23 protein-coding genes are annotated in these 20,866 nt (G+C 58.9%); 12 read left to right on the top strand and 11 right to left on the bottom strand.

Features of this window, described 5'->3' with window-relative positions:
* Positions 1-226: 226 nt before the first annotated feature.
* The 7 genes from CKW19_RS02015 (at position 227) to CKW19_RS01985 (ending at position 6,712) form a co-directional block, all read left to right on the top strand.
* Positions 227-1,141: a branched-chain amino acid ABC transporter permease LivH gene (locus CKW19_RS02015; protein WP_095056344.1), complete on the top strand. Its 915-nt coding sequence runs from the start codon at positions 227-229 to the stop codon at positions 1,139-1,141.
* A gap of 3 nt (positions 1,142-1,144) precedes the next feature.
* Entirely contained in the window at positions 1,145-2,428 is a 1,284-nt protein-coding gene (gene livM / locus CKW19_RS02010; protein WP_095056343.1) for a high-affinity branched-chain amino acid ABC transporter permease LivM, read from the top strand.
* Complete coding sequence (locus CKW19_RS02005; protein ID WP_095056342.1) at positions 2,425-3,300, top strand: ABC transporter ATP-binding protein; 876 nt, start codon at positions 2,425-2,427, stop codon at positions 3,298-3,300. Before livM ends, CKW19_RS02005 begins: the two co-directional genes overlap by 4 nt.
* On the top strand, positions 3,297-4,013 hold the full coding sequence (locus CKW19_RS02000; RefSeq protein WP_095056341.1) for an ABC transporter ATP-binding protein: 717 nt from the start codon (positions 3,297-3,299) through the stop codon (positions 4,011-4,013). Before CKW19_RS02005 ends, CKW19_RS02000 begins: the two co-directional genes overlap by 4 nt.
* Positions 4,014-4,318: 305 nt before the next feature.
* Positions 4,319-4,567: a hypothetical protein gene (locus CKW19_RS01995; protein WP_095056340.1), complete on the top strand. Its 249-nt coding sequence runs from the start codon at positions 4,319-4,321 to the stop codon at positions 4,565-4,567.
* Positions 4,568-4,864: 297 nt separating this feature from the next.
* Entirely contained in the window at positions 4,865-5,626 is a 762-nt protein-coding gene (locus CKW19_RS01990) for an SDR family oxidoreductase (protein ID WP_095056339.1), read from the top strand.
* Positions 5,627-5,806: 180 nt separating this feature from the next.
* Entirely contained in the window at positions 5,807-6,712 is a 906-nt protein-coding gene (locus CKW19_RS01985; RefSeq protein ID WP_095056338.1) for a cation diffusion facilitator family transporter, read from the top strand.
* A gap of 3 nt (positions 6,713-6,715) precedes the next feature.
* Here the strand turns inward: CKW19_RS01985 and CKW19_RS01980 are convergent, their stop codons facing one another.
* The 7 genes from CKW19_RS01980 to CKW19_RS01950 all read right to left on the bottom strand — a co-directional run bounded on the left by CKW19_RS01980 (position 6,716) and on the right by CKW19_RS01950 (position 11,857).
* A complete protein-coding gene (locus CKW19_RS01980) occupies positions 6,716-7,849 on the bottom strand; it encodes an AGE family epimerase/isomerase (RefSeq protein WP_095056337.1) in 1,134 nt (377 codons plus the stop codon).
* Positions 7,850-8,011: 162 nt separating this feature from the next.
* Positions 8,012-8,584, bottom strand: coding sequence for a HupE/UreJ family protein (locus CKW19_RS01975; RefSeq protein ID WP_095056336.1), 573 nt, complete (start codon positions 8,582-8,584; stop codon positions 8,012-8,014).
* A 29-nt stretch (positions 8,585-8,613) separates the two neighbouring features.
* Complete coding sequence (ureG, locus tag CKW19_RS01970) at positions 8,614-9,228, bottom strand: urease accessory protein UreG (RefSeq protein WP_095056335.1); 615 nt, start codon at positions 9,226-9,228, stop codon at positions 8,614-8,616.
* A gap of 23 nt (positions 9,229-9,251) precedes the next feature.
* Entirely contained in the window at positions 9,252-9,926 is a 675-nt protein-coding gene (locus CKW19_RS01965; protein ID WP_095056334.1) for an urease accessory protein UreF, read from the bottom strand.
* Positions 9,923-10,423 (bottom strand): urease accessory protein UreE, encoded by a 501-nt coding sequence (gene ureE, locus CKW19_RS01960; protein WP_095056333.1) that lies wholly within the window; start codon positions 10,421-10,423, stop codon positions 9,923-9,925. Before ureE ends, CKW19_RS01965 begins: the two co-directional genes overlap by 4 nt.
* 283 nt (positions 10,424-10,706) lie before the next feature.
* Entirely contained in the window at positions 10,707-11,339 is a 633-nt protein-coding gene (locus tag CKW19_RS01955; protein ID WP_095056332.1) for a TetR family transcriptional regulator, read from the bottom strand.
* A gap of 173 nt (positions 11,340-11,512) precedes the next feature.
* Entirely contained in the window at positions 11,513-11,857 is a 345-nt protein-coding gene (locus CKW19_RS01950; protein ID WP_095056331.1) for a hypothetical protein, read from the bottom strand.
* A gap of 386 nt (positions 11,858-12,243) precedes the next feature.
* On the opposite strand from CKW19_RS01950, the gene CKW19_RS01945 reads away from it, so the two are divergent.
* Positions 12,244-14,313: an AsmA family protein gene (locus CKW19_RS01945; protein ID WP_095056330.1), complete on the top strand. Its 2,070-nt coding sequence runs from the start codon at positions 12,244-12,246 to the stop codon at positions 14,311-14,313.
* Positions 14,314-14,394: 81 nt separating this feature from the next.
* Here the strand turns inward: CKW19_RS01945 and CKW19_RS01940 are convergent, their stop codons facing one another.
* From CKW19_RS01940 to CKW19_RS01930, 3 genes are all read right to left on the bottom strand, one after another.
* A complete protein-coding gene (locus CKW19_RS01940; RefSeq protein WP_095056329.1) occupies positions 14,395-15,060 on the bottom strand; it encodes a hypothetical protein in 666 nt (221 codons plus the stop codon).
* Positions 15,061-15,122: 62 nt separating this feature from the next.
* On the bottom strand, positions 15,123-15,902 hold the full coding sequence (locus CKW19_RS01935) for a hypothetical protein (RefSeq protein ID WP_095056328.1): 780 nt from the start codon (positions 15,900-15,902) through the stop codon (positions 15,123-15,125).
* A gap of 160 nt (positions 15,903-16,062) precedes the next feature.
* Complete coding sequence (locus CKW19_RS01930; protein ID WP_177408764.1) at positions 16,063-16,977, bottom strand: LysR substrate-binding domain-containing protein; 915 nt, start codon at positions 16,975-16,977, stop codon at positions 16,063-16,065.
* A gap of 109 nt (positions 16,978-17,086) precedes the next feature.
* Here CKW19_RS01930 and CKW19_RS01925 point away from each other — a divergent pair, with 109 nt between their 5' ends.
* The 3 genes from CKW19_RS01925 (at position 17,087) to CKW19_RS01915 (ending at position 19,030) form a co-directional block, all read left to right on the top strand.
* Positions 17,087-17,725 (top strand): FMN-dependent NADH-azoreductase, encoded by a 639-nt coding sequence (locus CKW19_RS01925; protein WP_095056326.1) that lies wholly within the window; start codon positions 17,087-17,089, stop codon positions 17,723-17,725.
* Positions 17,726-18,031, top strand: a complete 306-nt coding sequence (locus CKW19_RS01920; protein ID WP_095056325.1) for a multidrug efflux SMR transporter — start codon at positions 17,726-17,728, stop codon at positions 18,029-18,031. It abuts the gene before it with no gap.
* A 108-nt stretch (positions 18,032-18,139) separates the two neighbouring features.
* Positions 18,140-19,030, top strand: a complete 891-nt coding sequence (locus CKW19_RS01915; protein WP_095056324.1) for a triacylglycerol lipase — start codon at positions 18,140-18,142, stop codon at positions 19,028-19,030.
* Between the two features lie 42 nt (positions 19,031-19,072).
* Here the strand turns inward: CKW19_RS01915 and CKW19_RS01910 are convergent, their stop codons facing one another.
* Positions 19,073-19,948, bottom strand: a complete 876-nt coding sequence (locus tag CKW19_RS01910) for a DMT family transporter (RefSeq protein WP_095056323.1) — start codon at positions 19,946-19,948, stop codon at positions 19,073-19,075.
* 96 nt (positions 19,949-20,044) lie between these two features.
* Between CKW19_RS01910 and CKW19_RS01905 the strand changes: the two genes are divergently transcribed.
* A complete protein-coding gene (locus CKW19_RS01905) occupies positions 20,045-20,839 on the top strand; it encodes a helix-turn-helix transcriptional regulator (protein ID WP_095056322.1) in 795 nt (264 codons plus the stop codon).
* Positions 20,840-20,866: the final 27 nt, after the last annotated feature.

The following is a 20,866-nucleotide window of genomic DNA, read 5'->3' as shown; positions in this document are numbered from 1 at the left end:
GGGCTCCCCGATGAACCTTTTGTCGGAGCCGGCTTGCTGGCGAAGGCGGACTTGCAGGCGACATGTTTGTCGACTGTTCAATCGCTATCGCTGGCAAGCCAGCTCCTACAGGGGCCGGTGAGCGCTGCCTGTTCGTGTCTGACATTGCTCCGACGTATATCTGTATTTTCCTTAGAAGAACCGCACCCCCACAGGAGTGCAGGTTCTCATTGCGTGAGATTGCGTTATGGATGGTATTTTCCTGCAGCAACTGGTCAACGGCCTGACCCTCGGGTCGGTCTATGGCCTGATCGCCATCGGCTACACAATGGTCTATGGCATCATCGGCATGATCAACTTCGCCCACGGCGAGGTTTACATGATTTCCGCTTACCTCGCGGCGATCAGTCTGGCTCTGCTGGCATACTTCGGTATTGAATCCTTCCCTCTGCTGATGCTTGGCACACTGATCTTCACCATCGTCGTCACGGCGGTGTATGGCTGGGTCATCGAACGTGTCGCCTACAAACCCCTGCGTAACTCCACCCGACTGGCACCCTTGATCAGCGCCATCGGTATTTCGCTGATCCTGCAAAACTATGCGCAGATCGCTCAGGGCGCCCGCCAACAAGGCGTACCGACCCTGCTGACCGGTGCATGGCGCGTCGATGTCGGAAGCGGCTTCGTCCAGCTCACCTACACCAAAATCTTCATCCTGGTCGCCGCATTTGCCGGGATGGCCCTGCTGACCTACGTCATCAAGTACACCAAGCTCGGCCGTATGTGCCGCGCGACCCAACAAGACCGCAAGATGGCTTCGATCCTCGGGATCAACACCGACCGGGTGATTTCCTATGTGTTCATCATCGGTGCAGCGATGGCGGCCCTGGCCGGCGTACTGATCACCATGAACTACGGCACTTTCGACTTCTACGCGGGCTTCGTCATCGGCATCAAGGCCTTCACCGCGGCGGTACTCGGCGGGATCGGCTCGCTGCCTGGTGCCATGCTCGGCGGGATCATCCTCGGGATTTCCGAGTCACTGTTCTCCGGTCTGGTCAACTCGGACTACAAAGACGTCTTCAGCTTCTCGCTGCTGGTTCTCGTTCTGGTCTTTCGGCCCCAAGGCCTGCTCGGCCGTCCTCTTGTGTCGAAGGTGTAAGCGATGTCTTCAACCACTAAAAAAACCATTGATGTCAAAAAAAGCCTGGTTGACGCGATTCTTGCCGGTCTCATTGCCCTGATCGTGTTCGGGCCGATTGTCGGCGTCGTGCTCGATGGCTACGGCTTCAACCTGGAAACTTCGCGGGTGGCATGGATCATTGCCATCGTCATGGCCGGGCGTTTTGCCTTGAGCCTGTTTCTGCAAACCCCCAAAGGCCTGAGAATCCTCGAGGGTTTTGAAACCACTGGTTCCGGCGTTCATGTGCTGCCGCCCGACTACAAAACCCGACTGCGCTGGATCATCCCGCTGATCATTGTGATTGCCGTGGTGTTTCCGTTTTTCTCCAACTCCTATCTGTTGGGCGTGGTCATCCTCGGTTTGATCTACGTGCTGCTGGGCCTGGGACTGAACATTGTGGTCGGGCTGGCCGGCCTGCTTGACCTGGGTTATGTGGCGTTCTACGCCATTGGTGCCTACGGCCTGGCGCTCGGTTACCAGTACCTGGGGCTGGGCTTCTGGACGGTGCTGCCATTGGCGGCGATCACCGCTGGCCTCGCCGGGTGCATCCTCGGTTTTCCGGTGCTGCGTCTGCACGGCGACTATCTGGCGATTGTGACCCTGGGCTTCGGTGAAATCATCCGCTTGATCCTCAACAACTGGCTGTCGCTGACCGGTGGTCCGAACGGCATGCCGGCGCCACTGCCAACGTTCTTCGGCCTGGAGTTCGGCAAGCGGGCGAAGGATGGCGGGGTACCGTTTCACGAGTTCTTTGGCATCGCCTACAACCCGGACGTGAAGTACTACTTCATCTACGCGGTGTTGTTCCTGGTGGTATTGGCCGTGCTGTACATCAAGCATCGTCTGGTCAAGATGCCAGTCGGTCGCGCCTGGGAAGCCCTGCGTGAAGACGAAATCGCCTGCCGCTCCATGGGCCTGAACCACGTGCTGGTCAAGCTCTCGGCATTCACCATCGGTGCATCGACTGCAGGCCTTGCCGGCGTGTTCTTTGCGACCTACCAGGGTTTCGTCAACCCGACCTCGTTTACCTTCTTCGAATCGGCCCTGATCCTCGCCATTGTGGTGCTGGGCGGTATGGGTTCGACCATCGGCGTGGTGATCGCAGCGTTCGTGCTGACCGTCGCCCCTGAACTGCTGCGCGGCTTCGCCGAATATCGCGTGCTGCTGTTCGGCATCCTGATGGTGTTGATGATGATCTGGCGACCGCGCGGCCTGATTCGGATCAGCCGTACCGGTGTGACACCGCGTAAAGGAGTAGCGCCATGAGCGAAGTCGTACTCTCGGTAGAGAAGCTGATGATGCACTTCGGCGGCATCAAGGCGTTGAACGATGTCAGCCTGAAAGTAGAGCGCAACTCGATCTTCGCCCTGATCGGTCCCAACGGTGCCGGCAAAACCACGGTGTTCAACTGCCTGACCGGGTTCTACAAGGCCTCGGGCGGCAAGATTGAACTCAACGTGCGGGGCGAGCAGACCAACGTCATCCAACTGCTGGGCGAGTCGTTCAAACCGACCGACTTCGTCTCGCCGAAATCCTTTGCCAGTCGCCTGTACTACAAAATGTTCGGCGGCACCCACCTGGTCAACCGCGCAGGCCTGGCACGTACCTTCCAGAACATTCGCCTGTTCAAGGAAATGTCGGTGCTGGAAAACCTGCTGGTGGCGCAGCACATGTGGGTCAACCGCAGCATGCTCGCCGGCATCCTCAACACCAAGGGCTATCGCAAGGCTGAAAGCGATGCACTGGACCACGCGTTCTACTGGCTGGAAGTGGTGGACCTGGTGGACTGCGCCAACCGTCTGGCGGGTGAATTGTCCTACGGCCAGCAACGTCGTCTGGAAATCGCCCGGGCCATGTGCACCCGTCCGCAGATCATCTGCCTCGACGAGCCGGCTGCCGGCCTCAACCCTCAGGAAACCGAAGCGCTGAGCGCGATGATCCGGCTGCTGCGCGACGAGCACGATCTGACCGTGGTGCTGATCGAACACGACATGGGCATGGTAATGAGCATTTCCGACCACATCGTGGTGCTGGACCACGGCATCGTCATCGCCGAGGGTGGGCCCGATGCGATTCGTAACGATCCGAAAGTGATTGCGGCCTACCTGGGCGCCGATGAAGAGGAAGTGGTGCTATGAGCCAACCCATCCTCGAACTCAAGGAACTGGATGTGTTCTACGGGCCGATCCAGGCCCTGAAAGGTGTCTCGCTGCACATCAACGAAGGGGAAACCGTCAGCCTGATCGGCTCCAACGGTGCCGGCAAGTCGACCCTGCTGATGTCGATCTTCGGCCAGCCAAGGGCAGCGGACGGGCAGATCCTCTATCAGGGTGTGGACATCACTCACAAGTCGTCGCACTACATTGCTTCCAACGGCATCGCGCAATCGCCGGAAGGGCGGCGGGTGTTCCCCGACATGACCGTCGAGGAAAACCTGCTGATGGGTACCATCCCTATCGGCGACAAGTACGCCAAGGAAGACATGCAGCGCATGTTCGAGCTGTTCCCGCGGCTCGAAGAACGGCGTACCCAGCGTGCGATGACCATGTCCGGCGGCGAGCAGCAAATGCTCGCCATCGCCCGTGCCCTGATGAGCCGACCCAAGTTGCTGCTGCTTGACGAACCCAGCCTGGGCCTGGCGCCGATCGTGGTGAAGCAGATCTTCGCGACCCTGCGGGAACTGGCCAAGACCGGCATGACCATCTTCCTGGTGGAGCAGAACGCCAACCATGCCCTGCGGCTGTCTGACCGGGCGTATGTGATGGTTAACGGCGAAATCCGCATGACGGGCACTGGCAAGGAACTGTTGGTCAACGAGGATGTGCGTAGCGCTTATCTCGGCGGGCATTGAGTTTTTGTTGTTATGCACAAGCCCCGGCACGCAATTGCCGGGGCTTTTTTACATCTCCCAAACACCGCAATCCCCTGTAGGAGCGAGCCTGCTCGCGAAGATCCCCAGGACAACGCGTTTATCCAGAGTGCTCGCGTTTTCGTTGACGCCCATCGCGAGCAGGCTCGCTCCTACAGGGGTTGTGGTATGCCCGATGGAAATTGTGGAAAACATTATTCCAAAGCTCCCAAAGCGCGACATAAAGCCGCTGCAAATACCTGTTTTGTCACGGTTTTGACTTGTCCCCGTTTGCTGTGGAACCGGCTGTGAATAACGTGGGAGTAGCTGGCTGGAGGCCTTTTAAACCGCGGCTTGCAGAGGTGTGGTTGTTTTTTGATCAGCTGTTTTTGCTCAGCTTTCAAGTCGCTTTGTCAACCTTTTTGTTCGGGGTGAAAATGCATGGAATTGACGTGTGCAAGCCTGTGGATAAGTCTGTGATTAAACTCTGGAAAGAGTCGGCTGAAGGCCGTGGTTACTGGCTTGGCGCCATCGCCGGTTTGACCCGTCAGTCATGAAAATGGCCAAGGGCTGCACGGCAGGTGGTTGAGGGTCAAGCAAAAAAGTTTCAAAACTTCGCGCAAAGCCTTGTGGATAGCGGCTTGCAGCTTTTCCACTTGCCCCCAAAGACTGTGGACCGGCCTGTGGATAACGTGCGCGCACATGGCTGTAGGCCAAGCGGGTCAAGGGCTTGCCGGGATTGAGCGTTTTTTGAACAGTTTGAGCGGTGGTTGCCGCTGTGAACAAGGCCGGGCATGCTGCCTGCTGAATTTCTATTTCAATGGCTGGCGATCAGCCGATGCAAGGAGAACACGATGTCCGACACCCTGTTTATTACCGGCGCGACGTCCGGTTTTGGTGAAGCCTGTGCCCGTCGTTTTGCCGAGGCCGGCTGGAAACTGGTGCTGACTGGCCGTCGTGAAGAGCGCCTCAATGCACTGTGCGCCGAGTTGTCGAAGCAGACTGAGGTCCATGGCCTGGTGCTCGATGTGCGTGATCGCAAAGCCATGGAGGAAGCGATCGGCAATCTGCCGCCGTCCTTTGCCAAGCTACGCGGACTTATCAACAACGCCGGCCTGGCGTTGGGTGCCGACCCGGCACCGAAATGTGATCTGGACGATTGGGACACCATGGTCGATACCAACGTCAAAGGCCTGATGTACAGCACCCGCCTGCTGTTGCCACGCCTGATCGCCCACGGTCGTGGCGCCGGTATCGTCAACCTGGGCTCCATTGCCGGCAATTATCCCTACCCGGGCAGCCACGTGTATGGCGCGACCAAGGCGTTCGTCAAACAGTTCTCCCTGAGCCTGCGCTGCGACCTGCAAGGCACGGGCGTACGGGTCAGCAACATCGAGCCGGGCCTGTGCGAAAGCGAGTTCTCGCTGGTGCGCTTTGCCGGTGACCAGGAGCGCTACAACGCGACCTACGCCGGTGCCGAGCCGATTCAGCCGCAGGACATCGCTGACACTATCTTCTGGGTGCTCAACGCTCCGGCGCACATCAACATCAACAGCCTGGAACTGATGCCGGTCAGCCAGACCTGGGCCGGGTTTGCCATCGATCGAAAGTCTTAAGACCCAGTGATGGCTATCGCGAGCAAGCTCGCTCCCACAAAGGATCTGCGAACACCGAGAACCGATGTGGAAGCGAGCCTGCTCGCGAAGGGGACGGACCAGACACGCTGGACTTCAGCTAGACTCCTCTTCCAATAATCTCGCCGCATCGTGCGGTCTAGAGGTGTTCGAGGAGAACAAGTGCGCAATCGAGAAGAGCAGCTACTGCTCAAACAATCGACGTTCCTGATGCTCCTGGTGACATTCGCCGGAATCATTACCGGTTTTGTTTCAGGTTCCCAATCGATCCTGTTCGATGGTTTCTTTTCGTTGATCGCCGCCTTCATCAAGGTGTTGATGCTGCTCACCGCCCGGCTGATCGCCAAGGAAAGCAATCAGCGCTTTCAGTTCGGCTCCTGGCACCTGGAACCCATGGTGCTGGTGATCGAAGGCTGTTTCATCTTCCTGGTGGCCGTTTACGCGTTTCTCAACGGTGTGTTCGGCATCATCAATGGAGGCCGCGAGGTCGAGCTCGGTCTGGTGATCCTCTACGCGGCGGTGTTCACCGTTGTTGAGCTGATTTACTTCTTCTACGTCCGCCATCGCAATCGCACGCTCAACTCATCGCTGATCCAGTTCGACAACATCAGTTGGCTGGTGGACGCGATGCTGTCGGCGGGACTGTTGGTGAGTTTCCTTATCGCACTGCTGCTCAAGACGCAGGGTTTCGACAAGTGGGCGGTGTATGTCGACCCGATGATCCTGATTCTGCTGGCCTTGGGCATGCTTCCCCCAGCCTTCAAAATCCTCGCTCCGGCCTTACGCGATGTGCTGGGGATCGTCCCGGATCAACTGGACGACAAGGTGCGTCAGGTGATGGAGGTGGCCAAGGTCGAGCATGGTTTCGACGACTACATTTCCTACGTGCAGAAACACGGGCGGGCCTGTTTTATCGAGATTCACATCGTGTTGCCGAAGGATTACTGGCTGGACGGTGTGGGACAACTGGACAGTTTGCGCGAGGAAATATCCACAAACCTCGGTGAGCCGGACGCCGCACGCTGGCTGACGATCAGTTTTACCGGGGATCGCAAGTGGATTGAGTGAAGGTCAGGCGAGGTATTCGGCCAATCCGCGATAACACGTCGCCAGGTGATACGGCGTGGTGGACGGCATGTCGCGTCGGCTGACTTCACCGCGCTCATCACGACATTCATACCAGCCACCGGCATGCAGGCAGCGCTGCTGCAACGCCTGCAATTGATGCAGCACCGCCGCGTCGCTGTTCGGGCGCAGCGTTAGTGCGCGCAGGTACTCGGCCTGAGCCCAGATGCGCTGCGTCGCGTCCCGAGTGCCGCCGTCCGGCCCTAGGTCGAGCATGGCTCGCACGGCACCGGTCTGCTGATCGACACCCAGTTGCTCGGTAAATGCGAAAGCGAGCTCCAGAGCGTCATGCAGTTTCGAGCTGCGCAACAGGTCGGACGATGCCAGCAAGAAGTACCACTCGAACTGGTGGCCTGGCTCGAACCAGTTATCCACAGACCCCAGCGGTTTCTCCATCAACACGCTATGTTGCGTATCGACGAAGCGTGCCTGCATGGCTGTGCATAACTCGACGAGCGCCAGTTGCACGGCAAGGTCTTCACGTACTGACAGGGTCGCGAGAAAGGCTTCGGCCAAGTGCATCAACGGGTTCTGCAGGGGGCCGCTGTCGAGCGATGACCAGTCACGGTCTAGCGTGGCTTCGTACAGGCCGTCGCCTGTGGCAAAGCGTTGCGCGATCACTTCCAGTGAAGCGTTGAGTACCGATTCCACCAGCGGCTCACGGACCTTGGCCCAGTAATGGGCGCAGGCGAACAGGATGAACGCGTGGGTGTAGAGGTCTTTACGCTGATCCAGCGGCGCACCCTGCGGATCGATGCTGTAGAACCAGCCACCGTGCTCGGCGTCGTGGAAGTGCCGCTGCAAGGAACGGAACAACGCGGCGGCACGTTCTTCGGCGCCAGGCACCTGGCCGATCAAGCTGGCAAACAGATACAGCTGCCGCGCACAGGCCATGGCCCGGTAGCGCTGGGCAGGCAACGGTTGATGCCCGGCGTCGAGCGCCTCATAGGGCAACGCCAGGTCGGCATTCCAGCCCGGGCCTTGCCAAAGCGGCACGATGACGTCCAGAAAGTGCTGTTGCACCGAGGCGAACAGGGCGGTCAATTCAGGCTGGGAGGCGGTGCGGGAAACAGGCGGCATGGGCTGGCGTCGTCACGGCAGGGTTGATTGCGCGACATGTTAGCAGAGAGGCCGGCCCGACGGATCCTCGTAGGAGATGCTGCAGGCTGCGATCTTTTGATGTTGATTTTGAATGCAAGATCAATAGATCGCAGCCTGCGGCAGCTCCTAGAGGGAGGGGGGTTAGCCCGCCAGCAACCACGCGCCGGTCGCCGCCGAAGCCCCGCCGGCCAGTCGGATCAGTGGCGCAGCTGCTTGCGGCAACACCCGCACCACGGCATAACCCGCCGCGTGCAACGCTGCTGTGGCCGCGACAAAACCAGCGGCATAAGCCCAGGGGCTCGACATGTCCGGCAGTTCCAGCCCATGAGCTACACCGTGGAACAGCGCAAACAACGCTGTCGCCATAACCGCCATCACCAATGGCGGCCGCACCGCCAGCGCAACCGCCAGACCGAGCGCCAACACCGACGCCGCAATCCCGCTTTCCAGCGCCGGCAGGTTCAATCCTTCAAACCCGAGCATTCCTCCCAGCAACATCGTACCGACGAAGGTGCACGGCAGCGCCCAGCGTGCAGCGCCTTGTTGCTGCGCCGCCCACAGGCCGACTGCGAGCATCGCCAGCAAGTGATCAAGCCCGCCAATCGGATGGCCGATGCCGGCGATCAAACCGTTATCGCCATGCCCCGGGTGGGCGAAGGCAATGGCCGAGGTCAGCAAAAGCGTCAGAGCGCCGAGCATGCGTTTGAGTGTCATGGATAAGCTTCCTTGTTGATAAGTCGTCATCAGGCTGCGGTCAGCAAACCCTGGCGTTCGATGAAGGCGATGATTTCTTCAAGACCCTGGCCGGTTTTCTGATTGCTGAACACAAACGGTTTGCCGTTGCGCATGCGTTTCGTGTCGCTGTCCATCATCGTCAGCGAAGCGCCCACCAGCGGTGCGAGGTCGATCTTGTTGATCACCAGCAGGTCGGATTTGCAGATGCCAGGGCCGCCCTTGCGCGGCAGCTTGTCGCCGGCCGAGACGTCAATCACGTAGATAGTCAGGTCGGACAGTTCGGGGCTGAAGGTCGCCGACAGGTTGTCGCCACCGGACTCCACCAGAATCAGGTCCAGGCCCGGAAAGCGGCGGTTCAGTTGATCCACGGCTTCGAGGTTGATCGAGGCGTCTTCGCGGATCGCCGTGTGCGGACAGCCACCGGTTTCCACGCCGATGATGCGTTCCGGCGCGAGGGCTTCGTTGCGCACCAGAAAGTCGGCGTCTTCGCGGGTGTAGATGTCGTTGGTCACGACGGCCAGGTTGTAACGCTCGCGCAGGGCCAGGCACAGGGCCAGGGTCAGGGCGGTTTTACCGGAGCCGACCGGGCCGCCAATGCCGACGCGCAGAGGTTGTGCGTTCATGTGATTCTCCAAGATAAAAGGCCCTAGGAACGGAACAGACGGCTGTACTGGCGCTCGTGGGCCATACACGCCAGGGACAGGCCGAACGCGGCGCTGCCGTAATGATCAGGATCGATTTGAGTCGCGTTCTGTTGCGCTTGTTGAAGCAACGGCAACAGCTCGCTGGTCAGGCGTTGGGCAGCTTGCTGACCCAGCGGCAGGGTTTTCATCAGCACCGCCAATTGGTTTTCCAGCCAGCTCCAGAGCCACGCAGCCAAGGCGTCTTGCGGGCTGATCTGCCAGGCGCGGGCGGCCAACGCCCAGCCCAGTGCCAGATGCGGCTCGGGACGTTGATCGAGAAAGGCGCGGGCGGGAGCGTCCAGTTCCGGTAAACCGTTGAGCAGTTGCTGCAACGAGTAGCCCATCTGCCGGCTCTCTTGGTGCAGCTCGCGGGTTTCACGGCTGGCGCGGTGTTGCTCGCAGCGTTGCAGCAACTCGTCCCAGTTTTCCTCATGCGCCGCAACGCAATGGGCAAGCAACAAGGGCGCCTCGAAGCGCGCCAGGTTCAGTAACAACTGATCGCTGATCCAGCGCCTGGCACTGTCGGGATCGTGCACACGGCCGTTATCGACCGCCATTTCCAGGCCTTGGGAATAGCTGTAGCCGCCAATCGGCAATTGCGGACTGGCCAGGCGCAGCAGGGCCCAGGCCGGATTCATGTGCGCACGCCGAACTGGTGCAGTTTCGGCGCGTAGTTGAAATCTTCATCGCCATGACGCGAATGGTGATGGCCGCCGCCGTAGGCACCGTGCTCCGGCTGGAACGGTGCTTCCATGTTCTCGGCGCGGGCGCCCAGTTGTTCGAGCATGGCCTTGAGCACGTAGTCGTCGAGCAGACGCAACCAGCCATCGCCGACTTGCAGGGCGACATGGCGGTTGCCCAGGTGATAGGCGGCGCGGGTCAGTTCGAACGCGTTGGCGCAGGTGACGTGCAGCAATTGTTCGGGACGGGCGCAAACGCGGACGATACGCCCGTCTTCGGCTTGCAGGCATTCGCCGTCATACAGCGGCGGCTGACCGCGCTCCAGAAACAACCCGACGTCTTCGCCCTCGGCACTGAAACAGCGCAAACGGCTTTTGCTGCGGGCTTCGAACGTGAGGTGCAGTTCGGCGGCCCAGACGGGTTGAGGGTTGATTCTGCGGTGAATCACCAGCATCGGAAGGCTTCCAGCAATGGACAATGCTGAGGCTAGAGCAAGGGGCTTGCCAATCGGGGTGATGTGTAGGAAATGCCTGTCGGAGGTGTAGGGCGAGAGGCGGTGCGACGAAATCGTGGCAGAAGTTGGTGCGTCATTTCTGGTTTGCGCACCAAGTTGAAGCGACACGGTTAATTGTAGGAGCGAGCTTGCTCGCGATAGCAGTGTAACGGTCACATCGAGGGTGAATTGCATGCCCTCATCGCGAGCAAGCTTGCTCCTACAAGGATTTCATCCACAGAAACTACTCAGTGCTGCCGAGCCCTTGCCAGTGCTTCAGGCCGATAAAGATGAAGCGCAGTTGCTGGGTGATTTTCGCCTGGGGCGTCAGATGCTCCGGCAGCGCTTCGGCCGGTGGATCAATGATGTCCGGCAGGGTGGCGAACACACTCTTGACAATCAGGTCGGCCATGACGTTCAGGCCGGCGATGTCCAGGTGTTGCAGTTTCGGCATCAGCGACAAATCGGCGGCGAGGTCCGAGCTGATGTCTTCGCGCAAACGGCCAATCGCCTTGCGCACCGGCAACGAGCCGCCGTACTGCTCACGGGCGAGAAACAGGAACTGCGAACGGTTGGCGCTGACCACGTCGAGGAAGATCCGCACCGAAGCGTCGATGATGCCGCCCATCACGAACTCGTTGTGACGCACCAGGCGAATGGTTTCGCGAAAGGTCTGGCCGACTTCGCTGACCAATACCAGGCCCAGCTCATCCATGTCGGCGAAATGCCGGTAGAAACCGGTGGGCACGATGCCGGCGGTTTTCGCCACTTCGCGCAGGCTCAGGCTGCCGAATCCTCGGCCGCCGTCCATCAAGCGCCGGGCAGCGTCCATCAGGGCGTTACGGGTCTGTTGTTTCTGTTCGGCGCGGGGCAGCATCGCAAGGTGTTTTCTGGACAGGGACAGCGGCGCACTCTAGCAAATCGGCTTTGTCGGCGTCGAACGACTATCGAGGGGATCAAGCGGGGAAGTGCTGCGTCTGTTATCTGGATCGCTATAAAGTCAAAAGCCCAATCCGTTGATTGGGCTTTTTTTCTGAGCGGCCATGGGGCTTAGCTCAGAGCGCTGTTACGTTCGATCACACGATCACCACCGCCTTCAGCGAGTGTTTGACCTTGTGGGGTGCGGTCCGAGCCATCAGCTGCAAGGGTCTGGCCTTGTGGGGTGCGATCCGAGCCGTCCTGAGTGATCAGGCCTTTTTCTTTCAGGCGATCGTTACCGCCTTCTGCCAGGGTCTGGCCTTGTGGGGTACGGTCCGAACCATCAGCGGCAACGGTTTGGCTGAATACCGAGTGGCTGGCTTTCACTTGTGGGGTCGCCTGGTCAGCGGCTGGAAGAGCGAAAGCGGTGGTGGCCAGCATCGAGAGGGTAAGGCTCAACAGTAATTGGCGTTTCATGATTGTTTTGCTCCAGGGGAGTGCGAGAAAGTGGGTACGAGGGCAATGCTACTCTCGATAAATCGATATAAAAGTTCATAAACGCAATGGTAATAATCAACGGAATTGATTGTTCGCTGGAGGGGCTCTAGACCGGGCGTTTCCGGGGAGCGCTTTTGCACCGGCTTGGGTATTTTCATCCCGCGCTCGCGGTACAAAGGGGGCAGGGTCGATAACGCGAATTGACTGATGGGTCATGACTTGACTGGCGGATTTCGGCAAAATCGGTCTTTCGACTAAACCTGCCGGTTTTTTTTCAGTCGTAGATTCCATGGGGGCCGCTTACGGCTCACCGTTTCACCAGGCGTCGCGGTCCGGGCGCTCGGTCGTATCAGGAGCTCTGTGCAATGACGCGCACTCGTAAAATTCTCGCCTGGACCTTCGCCAGCTTCGTTGTCTTGCTGGCGGTGTTGGTGCTGGTCATCGTGTTTTTTGACTGGAACCGGATCAAACCGCCCCTCAATGCCAAAGTCTCGGAAGAGCTGCACCGGGCGTTTGCCATCAACGGCAATCTGTCGGTGGTCTGGCAGCGTGAGCCCGATGAAGGGGGCTGGCGTGCGTGGGTGCCGTGGCCGCATGTGGTGGCGGAGGACTTGAGCCTGGGCAACTCGGACTGGTCCAAGGCGCCGCAGATGGTCACCCTCAAGCGCGTCGAATTGCGAATTTCGCCGTTGGCGCTGTTGGCGCAGCGAGTGGTGATTCCGCGCATCGACCTCACCGAACCGAACGCCAGCCTGCAACGCCTGGCTGACGGGCGCGCCAACTGGACCTTCAAGTTCGATCCCAAGGACCCGAGCGCCGAACCGTCGAATTGGGTGGTCGACATCGGCGCGATCGGTTTCGACAAGGGCCATGTCACCCTCGACGATCAAAACCTCAAGACCCGGCTCGATGTGCTTATCGATCCGCTGGGTAAACCGATTCCCTTCAGCGACATCGTCGGTGTCAAAGCGACGAAGACCGCGCAGGCGCAAGGCGCGGTCCCGCAGGACTATGCGTTCGCCCTCAAGGTCAACGGCCAGTATCACGGCGAGAAACTCGCGGGGCAGGGCAAGATCGGCGGATTGTTGGCCTTGCAGGATTCCACCCGACCGTTTCCGCTTCAGGCGCAGGTGAAGGTGGCGGACTCGAGCATTGAGTTGGCCGGCACCCTGACCGATCCGATGAACCTTGGCGCCCTGGATCTGCGCTTGAAACTCGCCGGTACCAGCCTGGGCAATCTCTATCCGTTGACCGGCATCACCCTGCCGGACACGCCGCCCTACGCCACCGACGGTCACCTGATTGGCAAGCTGCATGAACCCGGCGGCGCGGTGTATCGCTATGAAGACTTCAACGGCAAGATCGGCGACAGCGATATTCACGGCAATCTGACCTACGTTGCCAGCAAGCCGCGGCCGAAGCTCAGCGGCGCGCTGCTGTCCAATCAAGTGTTGTTTACCGACCTCGCTCCGCTGATCGGTGCCGACTCCAATGCCGAGCAAAAGGCCCGAGGCGGCGACAGCAAGCAACCGACCGATAAAGTGCTGCCGGTCGAAGAATTCAAAACCGATCGCTGGCGCGACATGGACGCCGATGTGGAGTTCACCGGCAAGCGCATCGTCCACAGCGAAAAACTGCCGTTCAACGATCTCTACACACACCTGGTACTGACCGACGGCGTGCTCAGCCTCGAGCCGCTGCGCTTTGGTGTCGCTGGCGGGAATCTCGATGCGCAGATTCGCCTGAACGGTCGTACCGACCCGCTGGAAGGCCGGGCAAAACTCACCGCGCGCGGGTTCAAGCTCAAGCAACTGTTCCCGACCTTTGAACCGATGAAAACCAGCTTCGGCGAGCTCAATGGCGATGCCGATATCACCGGGCGTGGCAACTCGGTGGCCAAACTGCTGGGCAGCGCCAATGGCAACCTGAAGATGCTGATCAACGATGGCGCCATCAGTCGCGAACTGATGGAGCTGGCGGGTCTGAACGTCGGCAATTACGTGGTCGGCAAGATCTTTGGTGACAAGGAAGTGAAGATCAACTGCGCGGCGGCCGATTTCGGCATCGAGTCCGGCTTGGCGACTGTCCGTCTGTTCGTCTTCGATACCGAGAACGCCATTGTCTACATCGATGGCACGGCGAACATGGCAACCGAGCAACTGGACCTGACCGTCACCCCGGAATCCAAGGGTTGGCGTTTGATTTCCTTGCGCTCGCCGCTGTATGTGCGAGGCAAGTTCATCAAGCCCGATGCCGGGGTCAAAGCCGTGCCGTTGATGCTGCGCGGCGCGGGGATGGTTGCGCTGGGCGTGATCGCCGCACCGGCGGCGGGTTTGCTCGCACTGGTGGCACCGAGCGGCGGGGAGCCGAGTCAGTGCGCACCGTTGCTGGAGCAGATGAAGGCGGGCAATGTGCCGAAGACGGTTAAACACTGATCCTCGTCCGTTAGCAGTGTTCAAGCGCCGCCGGTTTAAAATCAGGGGCGCTTGAACGGCTTGTGAAGCGGGGTCTTGAAGTCACTGCTGGGGGTTTTGGATGTGCAGTATTTCAGTTTCGATTTTGCGACCCAGTTTCTTCAGGACTTCACTTCGGACATCGTTGTAATGACGAGCATCCAGTGCGCTGCATACCATCCAGACATTGGTCTTGCGGTCGGTGATGGCATTCAGAACAGGCAGGTTGAGGATGTTCGTTGCAAGCGCCTCGGCCGTTTCGAATGTCACTTGTAGGGTAACCACGGTTTTATCGTTGCGAACAATCGTCAGCAGTGCCGCGCTTGAAGCCGTGTTTGCTTTTGCGTTTTTCTGAAGTTTTTCAACGATTTCCTTGTACGCTGGGGAGTCATTGGATAGCGCCGCAATTTGAGAGAAAGCGTTGGCGAGTTCTTTTCGATTATCTTGTGACAAAGCACTCCCGACGCTTTCATCTATCACATCAAAAAGGCTGCTATTGATAAATTCAATACGCTGCGAGGAACGGCTGTTGAGTATCCAGCCAACTTTTTTAAGTGTGTCTGTGTAAGTTGGCCAGGAAGCGATGCGATCATTGCTCTGTTGTCCGGCTACCAATTCAGCGAGTAGGCTGGACGCTAAAATATCTTTTTTATAATTGTCGGTATGTGATCCGACAAAAATCGTTATGTTGCCGCTAACAAGATAGCTGTCAAATGCGCTAGTTTCCATGATGTGTACTGTGTGAGGTTGAGTGAGTTGTTTTTAATCGACAATTTTATTTCCGATTAAAATTAGAAGTCGCCAAAGTCGGGAAGTTCTTCAATGAATTTTTTTCCCGCCTCACTGTACTTGCTGTACAAATTATCCCGCAGACCGGAAAAGACTTTGCTGTCCAGGTAAGTACGCACGGCGCCGGTTTTTATAGTGGTGGACTGACGGGTGGATTTCCAGAACAGGATGCCGCGAGTGCTCTCCCTTGCATCCAGCGAAATACAGTTAAGGATCATGTTCGGATTTCCGCTGTTATCGAGCCAGACCGGGGCGATATCGAATTTTGCCTGAGCACCCAGCTTTGTATTGCGGTCGAAGATTGTAATGGCGCGAGGATTGTTCTGTACCGCATCCACGGCTATTTTCGCGACATTGGCGAGCACCGCGGCAGCGTTAGGGCCAATTAGCCCAGCCGCCACTTCCAGTGCAACCTGATCCATTGTCAGTCCCACCCTTCTGATGGTGACTTCTTGGATGTCTTTACTTTGAATGACCCAGCCCAGTTTGCTCAGACCATTGACGTAATACTTGTACCATTCGAAAAGCTGCGCATCTTCGGGGAATTTTAGGGTGGCCGCGTTTTGCATGATTAATTTGCTGAGATTTACGTCATCGATCATCTGTTGCGGGACGCCGGGCATGAAAGCGTCAATTGTGTCAGGCATGACACTGGCGGTCGGCTTGTTGATGTCGTGTTCGGAGTCGGCCGCGAATGCCCGAATTGTAGGTGTCGGGCTCTGCGTCAAGATAGGCAGCGATGGTAGGGAGTCAAGAAATTCAAGTCGTTGTTCGAGTAGCATATAAGTAATCCTTTACTTGTTTATTGAATCGGCCGGTTGGCCGTGTTGATAGATTAAGTTTATTTAATTTAAAGTCTAGTTTGAGTTTGTAACTGTTGATTTTGTTTTATGTTTGATCTGCGGTTTTTAATGTAAGTAGTTCGATAATGTATAATCCCCGTCAACGCAACTCATGCCCTGACATCAACGCCTCCTCACGCAGCCACGCAAAAAACGCCCGAACCGGCGGATGCCGTTCGCGCCCCGGCACACACAGGGCGCTGTATCCCGCGCCGTCGACCTGCACCTCTCCCCGATAAGCCACCAGCAACCCGCTGGCCACACTTTCCGAAACAAGAATATTGCTCGCCAGCACCAGACCTTGCCCTGCAATCGCTGCTTGCAGGGCGTAATGCTCTTCATCGTATTCGCGCACGGCGGGCTGGCCCGTCAGCCAGGTTTCGCCGGAGCGCGCGCACCAGGCCTCCCAGCCGTGGGCATAGAGTTTCGAATTTTGCCAACGCACGCTGATCAACGTCGGTGTGCGATGGCTCGCCAGGTCGACTTGCTCCGGTGAGCCATAAACCCCGAAGGACTCATCGAACAGGCACAAGCCATACAGGTTCGGATAATCGTCGAGGCTGTAGCGCACAACCAGATCGACGCTGGCGTCCTGATGCAGATCGATGACTTCGCAGTGGGTGTCCAGGCGGATATTGATCGTCGGATGCTGCGCATAAAAGCGGCCCAGCCGTGGCACCAGCCAAAGCGCGGCGAAGGCGGCGGTGGTGGAGATCGTCAGGTTCGCGCCATTGCGCTGCGGGCGCAGGGTGTCGATGCTTTGCGCCACGTCGAGAAATGCACCGTGCAGGCTGTGGAAAAGTCGCTCGCCGCACTCGGTCAGGCGTACCTGGCGGGGCAAACGTTCGAACAGCGGCACGCCGAGCCAGGTCTCCAGTGAGCGAATCTGGTGGGACACCGCTGTCGGTGTCACTGACAGTTCTTCGGCGGCGGCCTTGAAACTCAGCAGGCGTGAGGCGGACTCGAAGGCGCGCAGGGCCGTCAACGGCAGCGAGGCAAACATTTGAAGCTCCATGGGTGAAATGAATTCACCCTGACTGATTTTTGCTCATTTGAAGTGGGGCAGCCGCGAGCTTCAAGCTGCAAACCATAAACCGTTCGAGTTTAGACCTGAGGAGATTCAGATGAGTAGAATTCTTGCTGTTCATGCCAGTCCACGAGGTGAACGGTCGCATTCGCGGCGTTTGGCGGAAGTGTTTTTGTCCGCGTGGCACGCTCGGTACCCCGAGTCGAAACTGACCCGCCGCGAAGTCGGTCGGGTGTTGATACCACCGGTCAATGAAGCGTTTGTGGCCGCCGCGTTCTACCCCGAACCCGAGGCACGACCGTTGACGATGCAGGCGGATCTGGCGCTCAGCGACCAACTCGTCGACGAATTGCTCGGCCACGATCTGCTGGTGATTTCCACGCCGATGCACAACTTCAGCGTGCCCAGTGGCCTCAAGGCCTGGATCGATCAGATCGTACGGGTCGGACTGACGTTCAATCACACGCTGGACAATGGCGTGGCGCAGTACGAACCGCTGGTGCAAGGCAAAAAAGCGCTGATCATCACCAGTCGCGGCGGTTTCGGGTTTGGCCCGGGTGGTGAGCTGGAAGCCTTGAATCATGCTGATACGTTGTTGCGCACGGTGCTCGGGTTCATCGGCATCACCGATGTCACCGTGGTGGCTGCCGAGGGCGAGGAGTCCGCCGAGCGCACCTTCGCAATCTCGGCGGCCGAGGCCGAACAGCGCCTGCTGGCGTTGGTCAGGGAGCTCTAGATGGCCTGGCTGTTTTTGCTGGTCGCCGCCGGGTTCGAAGTGACTTTCGCCATGGGCATGAAGTACGCCGAAGGCTTCACCCGGCTCTGGCCGTCGCTGATCACTGTGGCGGCCGCCGTGGGCGGGATTTACTTCCTGACCCTGGCCATGCGCGAGTTACCGGTGAGTATCGCGTACCCGATCTGGACCGCCATCGGTTCGCTGGGCACGGTGTTTCTCGGTTTCGCGCTGCTGGGCGAGAGCTTGACCGCGGTCAAACTGGTGTCGGTCGGGCTGATCGTGGCAGGCGTGGTGGGGCTGAAGTAAGGCGGATGTCATAGACTGGTCGTCGAGTTGTCATCTTCGCTGGTGATGCTTGGCGGATGTCTTGCATCCTGCCTTGCGTCATCTCACCGATCACAAGGACGTCCGCCCATGTCGCAAGGTTCTGCCCCGCGCTATCCGTTGGTGCTGGTCCCGGGAATGCTCGGGTTTATTCGTCTGGTGTTGTATCCGTACTGGTACGGGATCGTCGAGGCGTTGCGCCGTGGCGGTGCGGTGGTGTTCGCGGTGCAGGTTTCGCCGCTCAATTCCAGTGAAGTACGTGGCGAGCAATTGCTGGCGCGAATCGAAGAGATTCTGCGGGAAACCGGCGCCGCCAAGGTCAACCTGATCGGCCACAGCCAAGGCTCACTGACCGCTCGCTATGCGGCGGCCAAGCGCCCGGACCTGGTCGCCTCGGTCACTTCGGTGGCGGGGCCGAATCACGGTTCGGAACTCGCCGATTATCTGCACCGACACTATCCCCATGACAGCGTCTGCGGCCGGCTGCTGACCTTTCTATTGCACGTGGTCAACGCGTTGATGTGCCTGCTGGAAACCGGCTATCGCGGGCCGAAGCTGCCGGTGGATATCCATGCCTCCCATCATTCCCTCACCACCGAAGGTGTGGCGCTGTTCAATCAACGATATCCACAGGGCCTGCCCGAAACCTGGGGCGGGCACGGGCCGGAGGAGGTGAACGGCGTGCGTTATTACTCCTGGTCCGGCACGTTGCAACCGGGCATTACCGACCGTGGACGCAATCTGCTGGACGGCACCAATCGCAGTTGCCGGTTGTTCGCCAAAACCTTCGTGCGCGAAGCCGGGCATTGCGACGGTATGGTCGGACGCTACAGCTCGCACCTCGGCACGGTGATTGGCGATGAGTATCCGCTGGATCACTTCGACATCGTCAATCAGTCGTTGGGGTTGGTGGGGAAGGGGGCTGAGCCGATTCGGTTGTTTGTCGAGCATGCGGCGCGGCTGAATGCGGCGGGTCTTTAGACCGCCCTGTGGCGAGGGAGCAAGCTCCCTCGCCACAATTAATCAGCGGCGGCTCAACACCGTCGTCCAACGCTCGGAAAGAATCACCCCGCCCAACGTCAGCATCCCGCCCACCAAGTGATACATCGCCAACTGCTCATGCAGCACCACCGCCGCAATCAGCGCGGTGATCAACGGCAGCAGATTGAAAAACAGCGTGGTCCGGCTCGGTCCCAAACGCACCACGGCCTGCATCCACGCCCATGGCGCGACCATCGAAGCCAACAGGCAGGCGTAAAGCACCAGTGGAATGTTATGCAGCGTCGGGCCGACTTTTTCCGAGGCGAGGAACAGCGGGAACAGCACCACTACGGCCACCAGTATCTGCAAGTACAGCAACACCAGCGGCGGCAGTTTCAGCTGCCATTTTTTCAGCAAGGTGCTGTAGATCGCATAAGCGAGTGTGGCAATCAGCATCATTGCGTCGCCGAGGTTCACGCCGTGTTCCAGCAGTGTTCCGAGGCTGCCGGACGACACCACCACCAGTACACCGGCGAACGACAGTACCGCACCGGCCAAGGCGCCGAGGGTCAGGCGTTGACCGAGGCTGATGATCGCCATGGCCAACGACATCAGCGGCATCAGCGACAGGATGATGCCCATGTTGGTGGCCGAGGTCAGGGCGGCGGCGAAGTACGCCAGGCTTTGGTAGACGGCCATGCCGAGCACACCGAGGACAAAGATCTTGCCCAGGTTCGCGCGGATCTTCGGCCAATGGCTGAGCACTGGTTTAAGCATGAAAGGCGTGAACAGCAACCCGGCCAGCAGCCAGCGGTAGAAACCGATTTCGGCGGGGAAAATCGCCCCGGCCGACATTTTGGTGATCACGGTGTTGCCGGCCCAGATAAAAATGGCCAGCAGGGGATAAGCGTATTGCATCGGGGAAAACCAGAACGTTAATGAGGGGCAATTATCCCTTGTCTGGATACAAGCCTATACTTCAATCCAGACAACCCATCCCTGATTCCGGACAGCATGACCAGTAAACACATCGACTTGCTGGATTTCAGCGAATTGCCGGCCCCGGTGTACTTCCGTTACGCCGACTTCAACACCCACGAATACGCCGCGCCACACCGGCACCCTTGGGGCACGCTCGAGTATTCGGCCAATGGGGTCTTGCACATGCAGATCGGCAGCAGCCGTTTCATGTCGCCCCCGCAATACGCGGTGTGGGTGCCGCCTGAGACCGAGCACAGTTTCTACAGCAACCAGCCGATCAACTACCGCGCCGTCTGTCTCGCGCCGCCGTTGTGCCATGAGTTGCCGCAACAGGCCTGCACGTTGGCCATCAGCGATATTCTCAAGGCCATCCTCAAGGACTTCGCCGCGCGGGACGTGAAAATCCCCGAACAGGCGGCGGATAAACGTCTGGCTCAGGTGCTGGTGGATCAACTACAGCAGGCGCCGGTACATGAGTGCTATTTGCCCTACGCCAGCAGTTCCGGACTGTTCGCCATCCTTGAGGCGCTGCAGGCTGAGCCTGGCGACAACCGGCCCTTGTCGGAGTGGGCGGCGCGCATCCATGTGAGTGAGCGCACACTGGCGCGACAGTTTGTGCGCGAGCTGGGCATGAGTTTTGGCGAGTGGCGCCAGCGCCTGCGGTTTCTCGCGGCCATCGAGGCCTTGGACAGCCAGCGCAGTATTCAGGAAATCGCCTTCGACATGGGCTACAGCACCGGTTCGGCATTCATCGCGATGTTCCAGCGTCAGGCCGGATGCACGCCGGAGCAATATCGACGCAGTCACCTGGAGAACAGGAAGGTGTAACAGGTGTTGTCTACACTTCAGTGCAAG

It is taken from the genome of Pseudomonas sp. Irchel s3f7 (assembly GCF_900187615.1).
Taxonomy (GTDB): domain Bacteria; phylum Pseudomonadota; class Gammaproteobacteria; order Pseudomonadales; family Pseudomonadaceae; genus Aquipseudomonas.
Note: the sequence above shows the minus strand (reverse complement) of the source record. Positions and strands in the feature narration are given on the sequence as shown.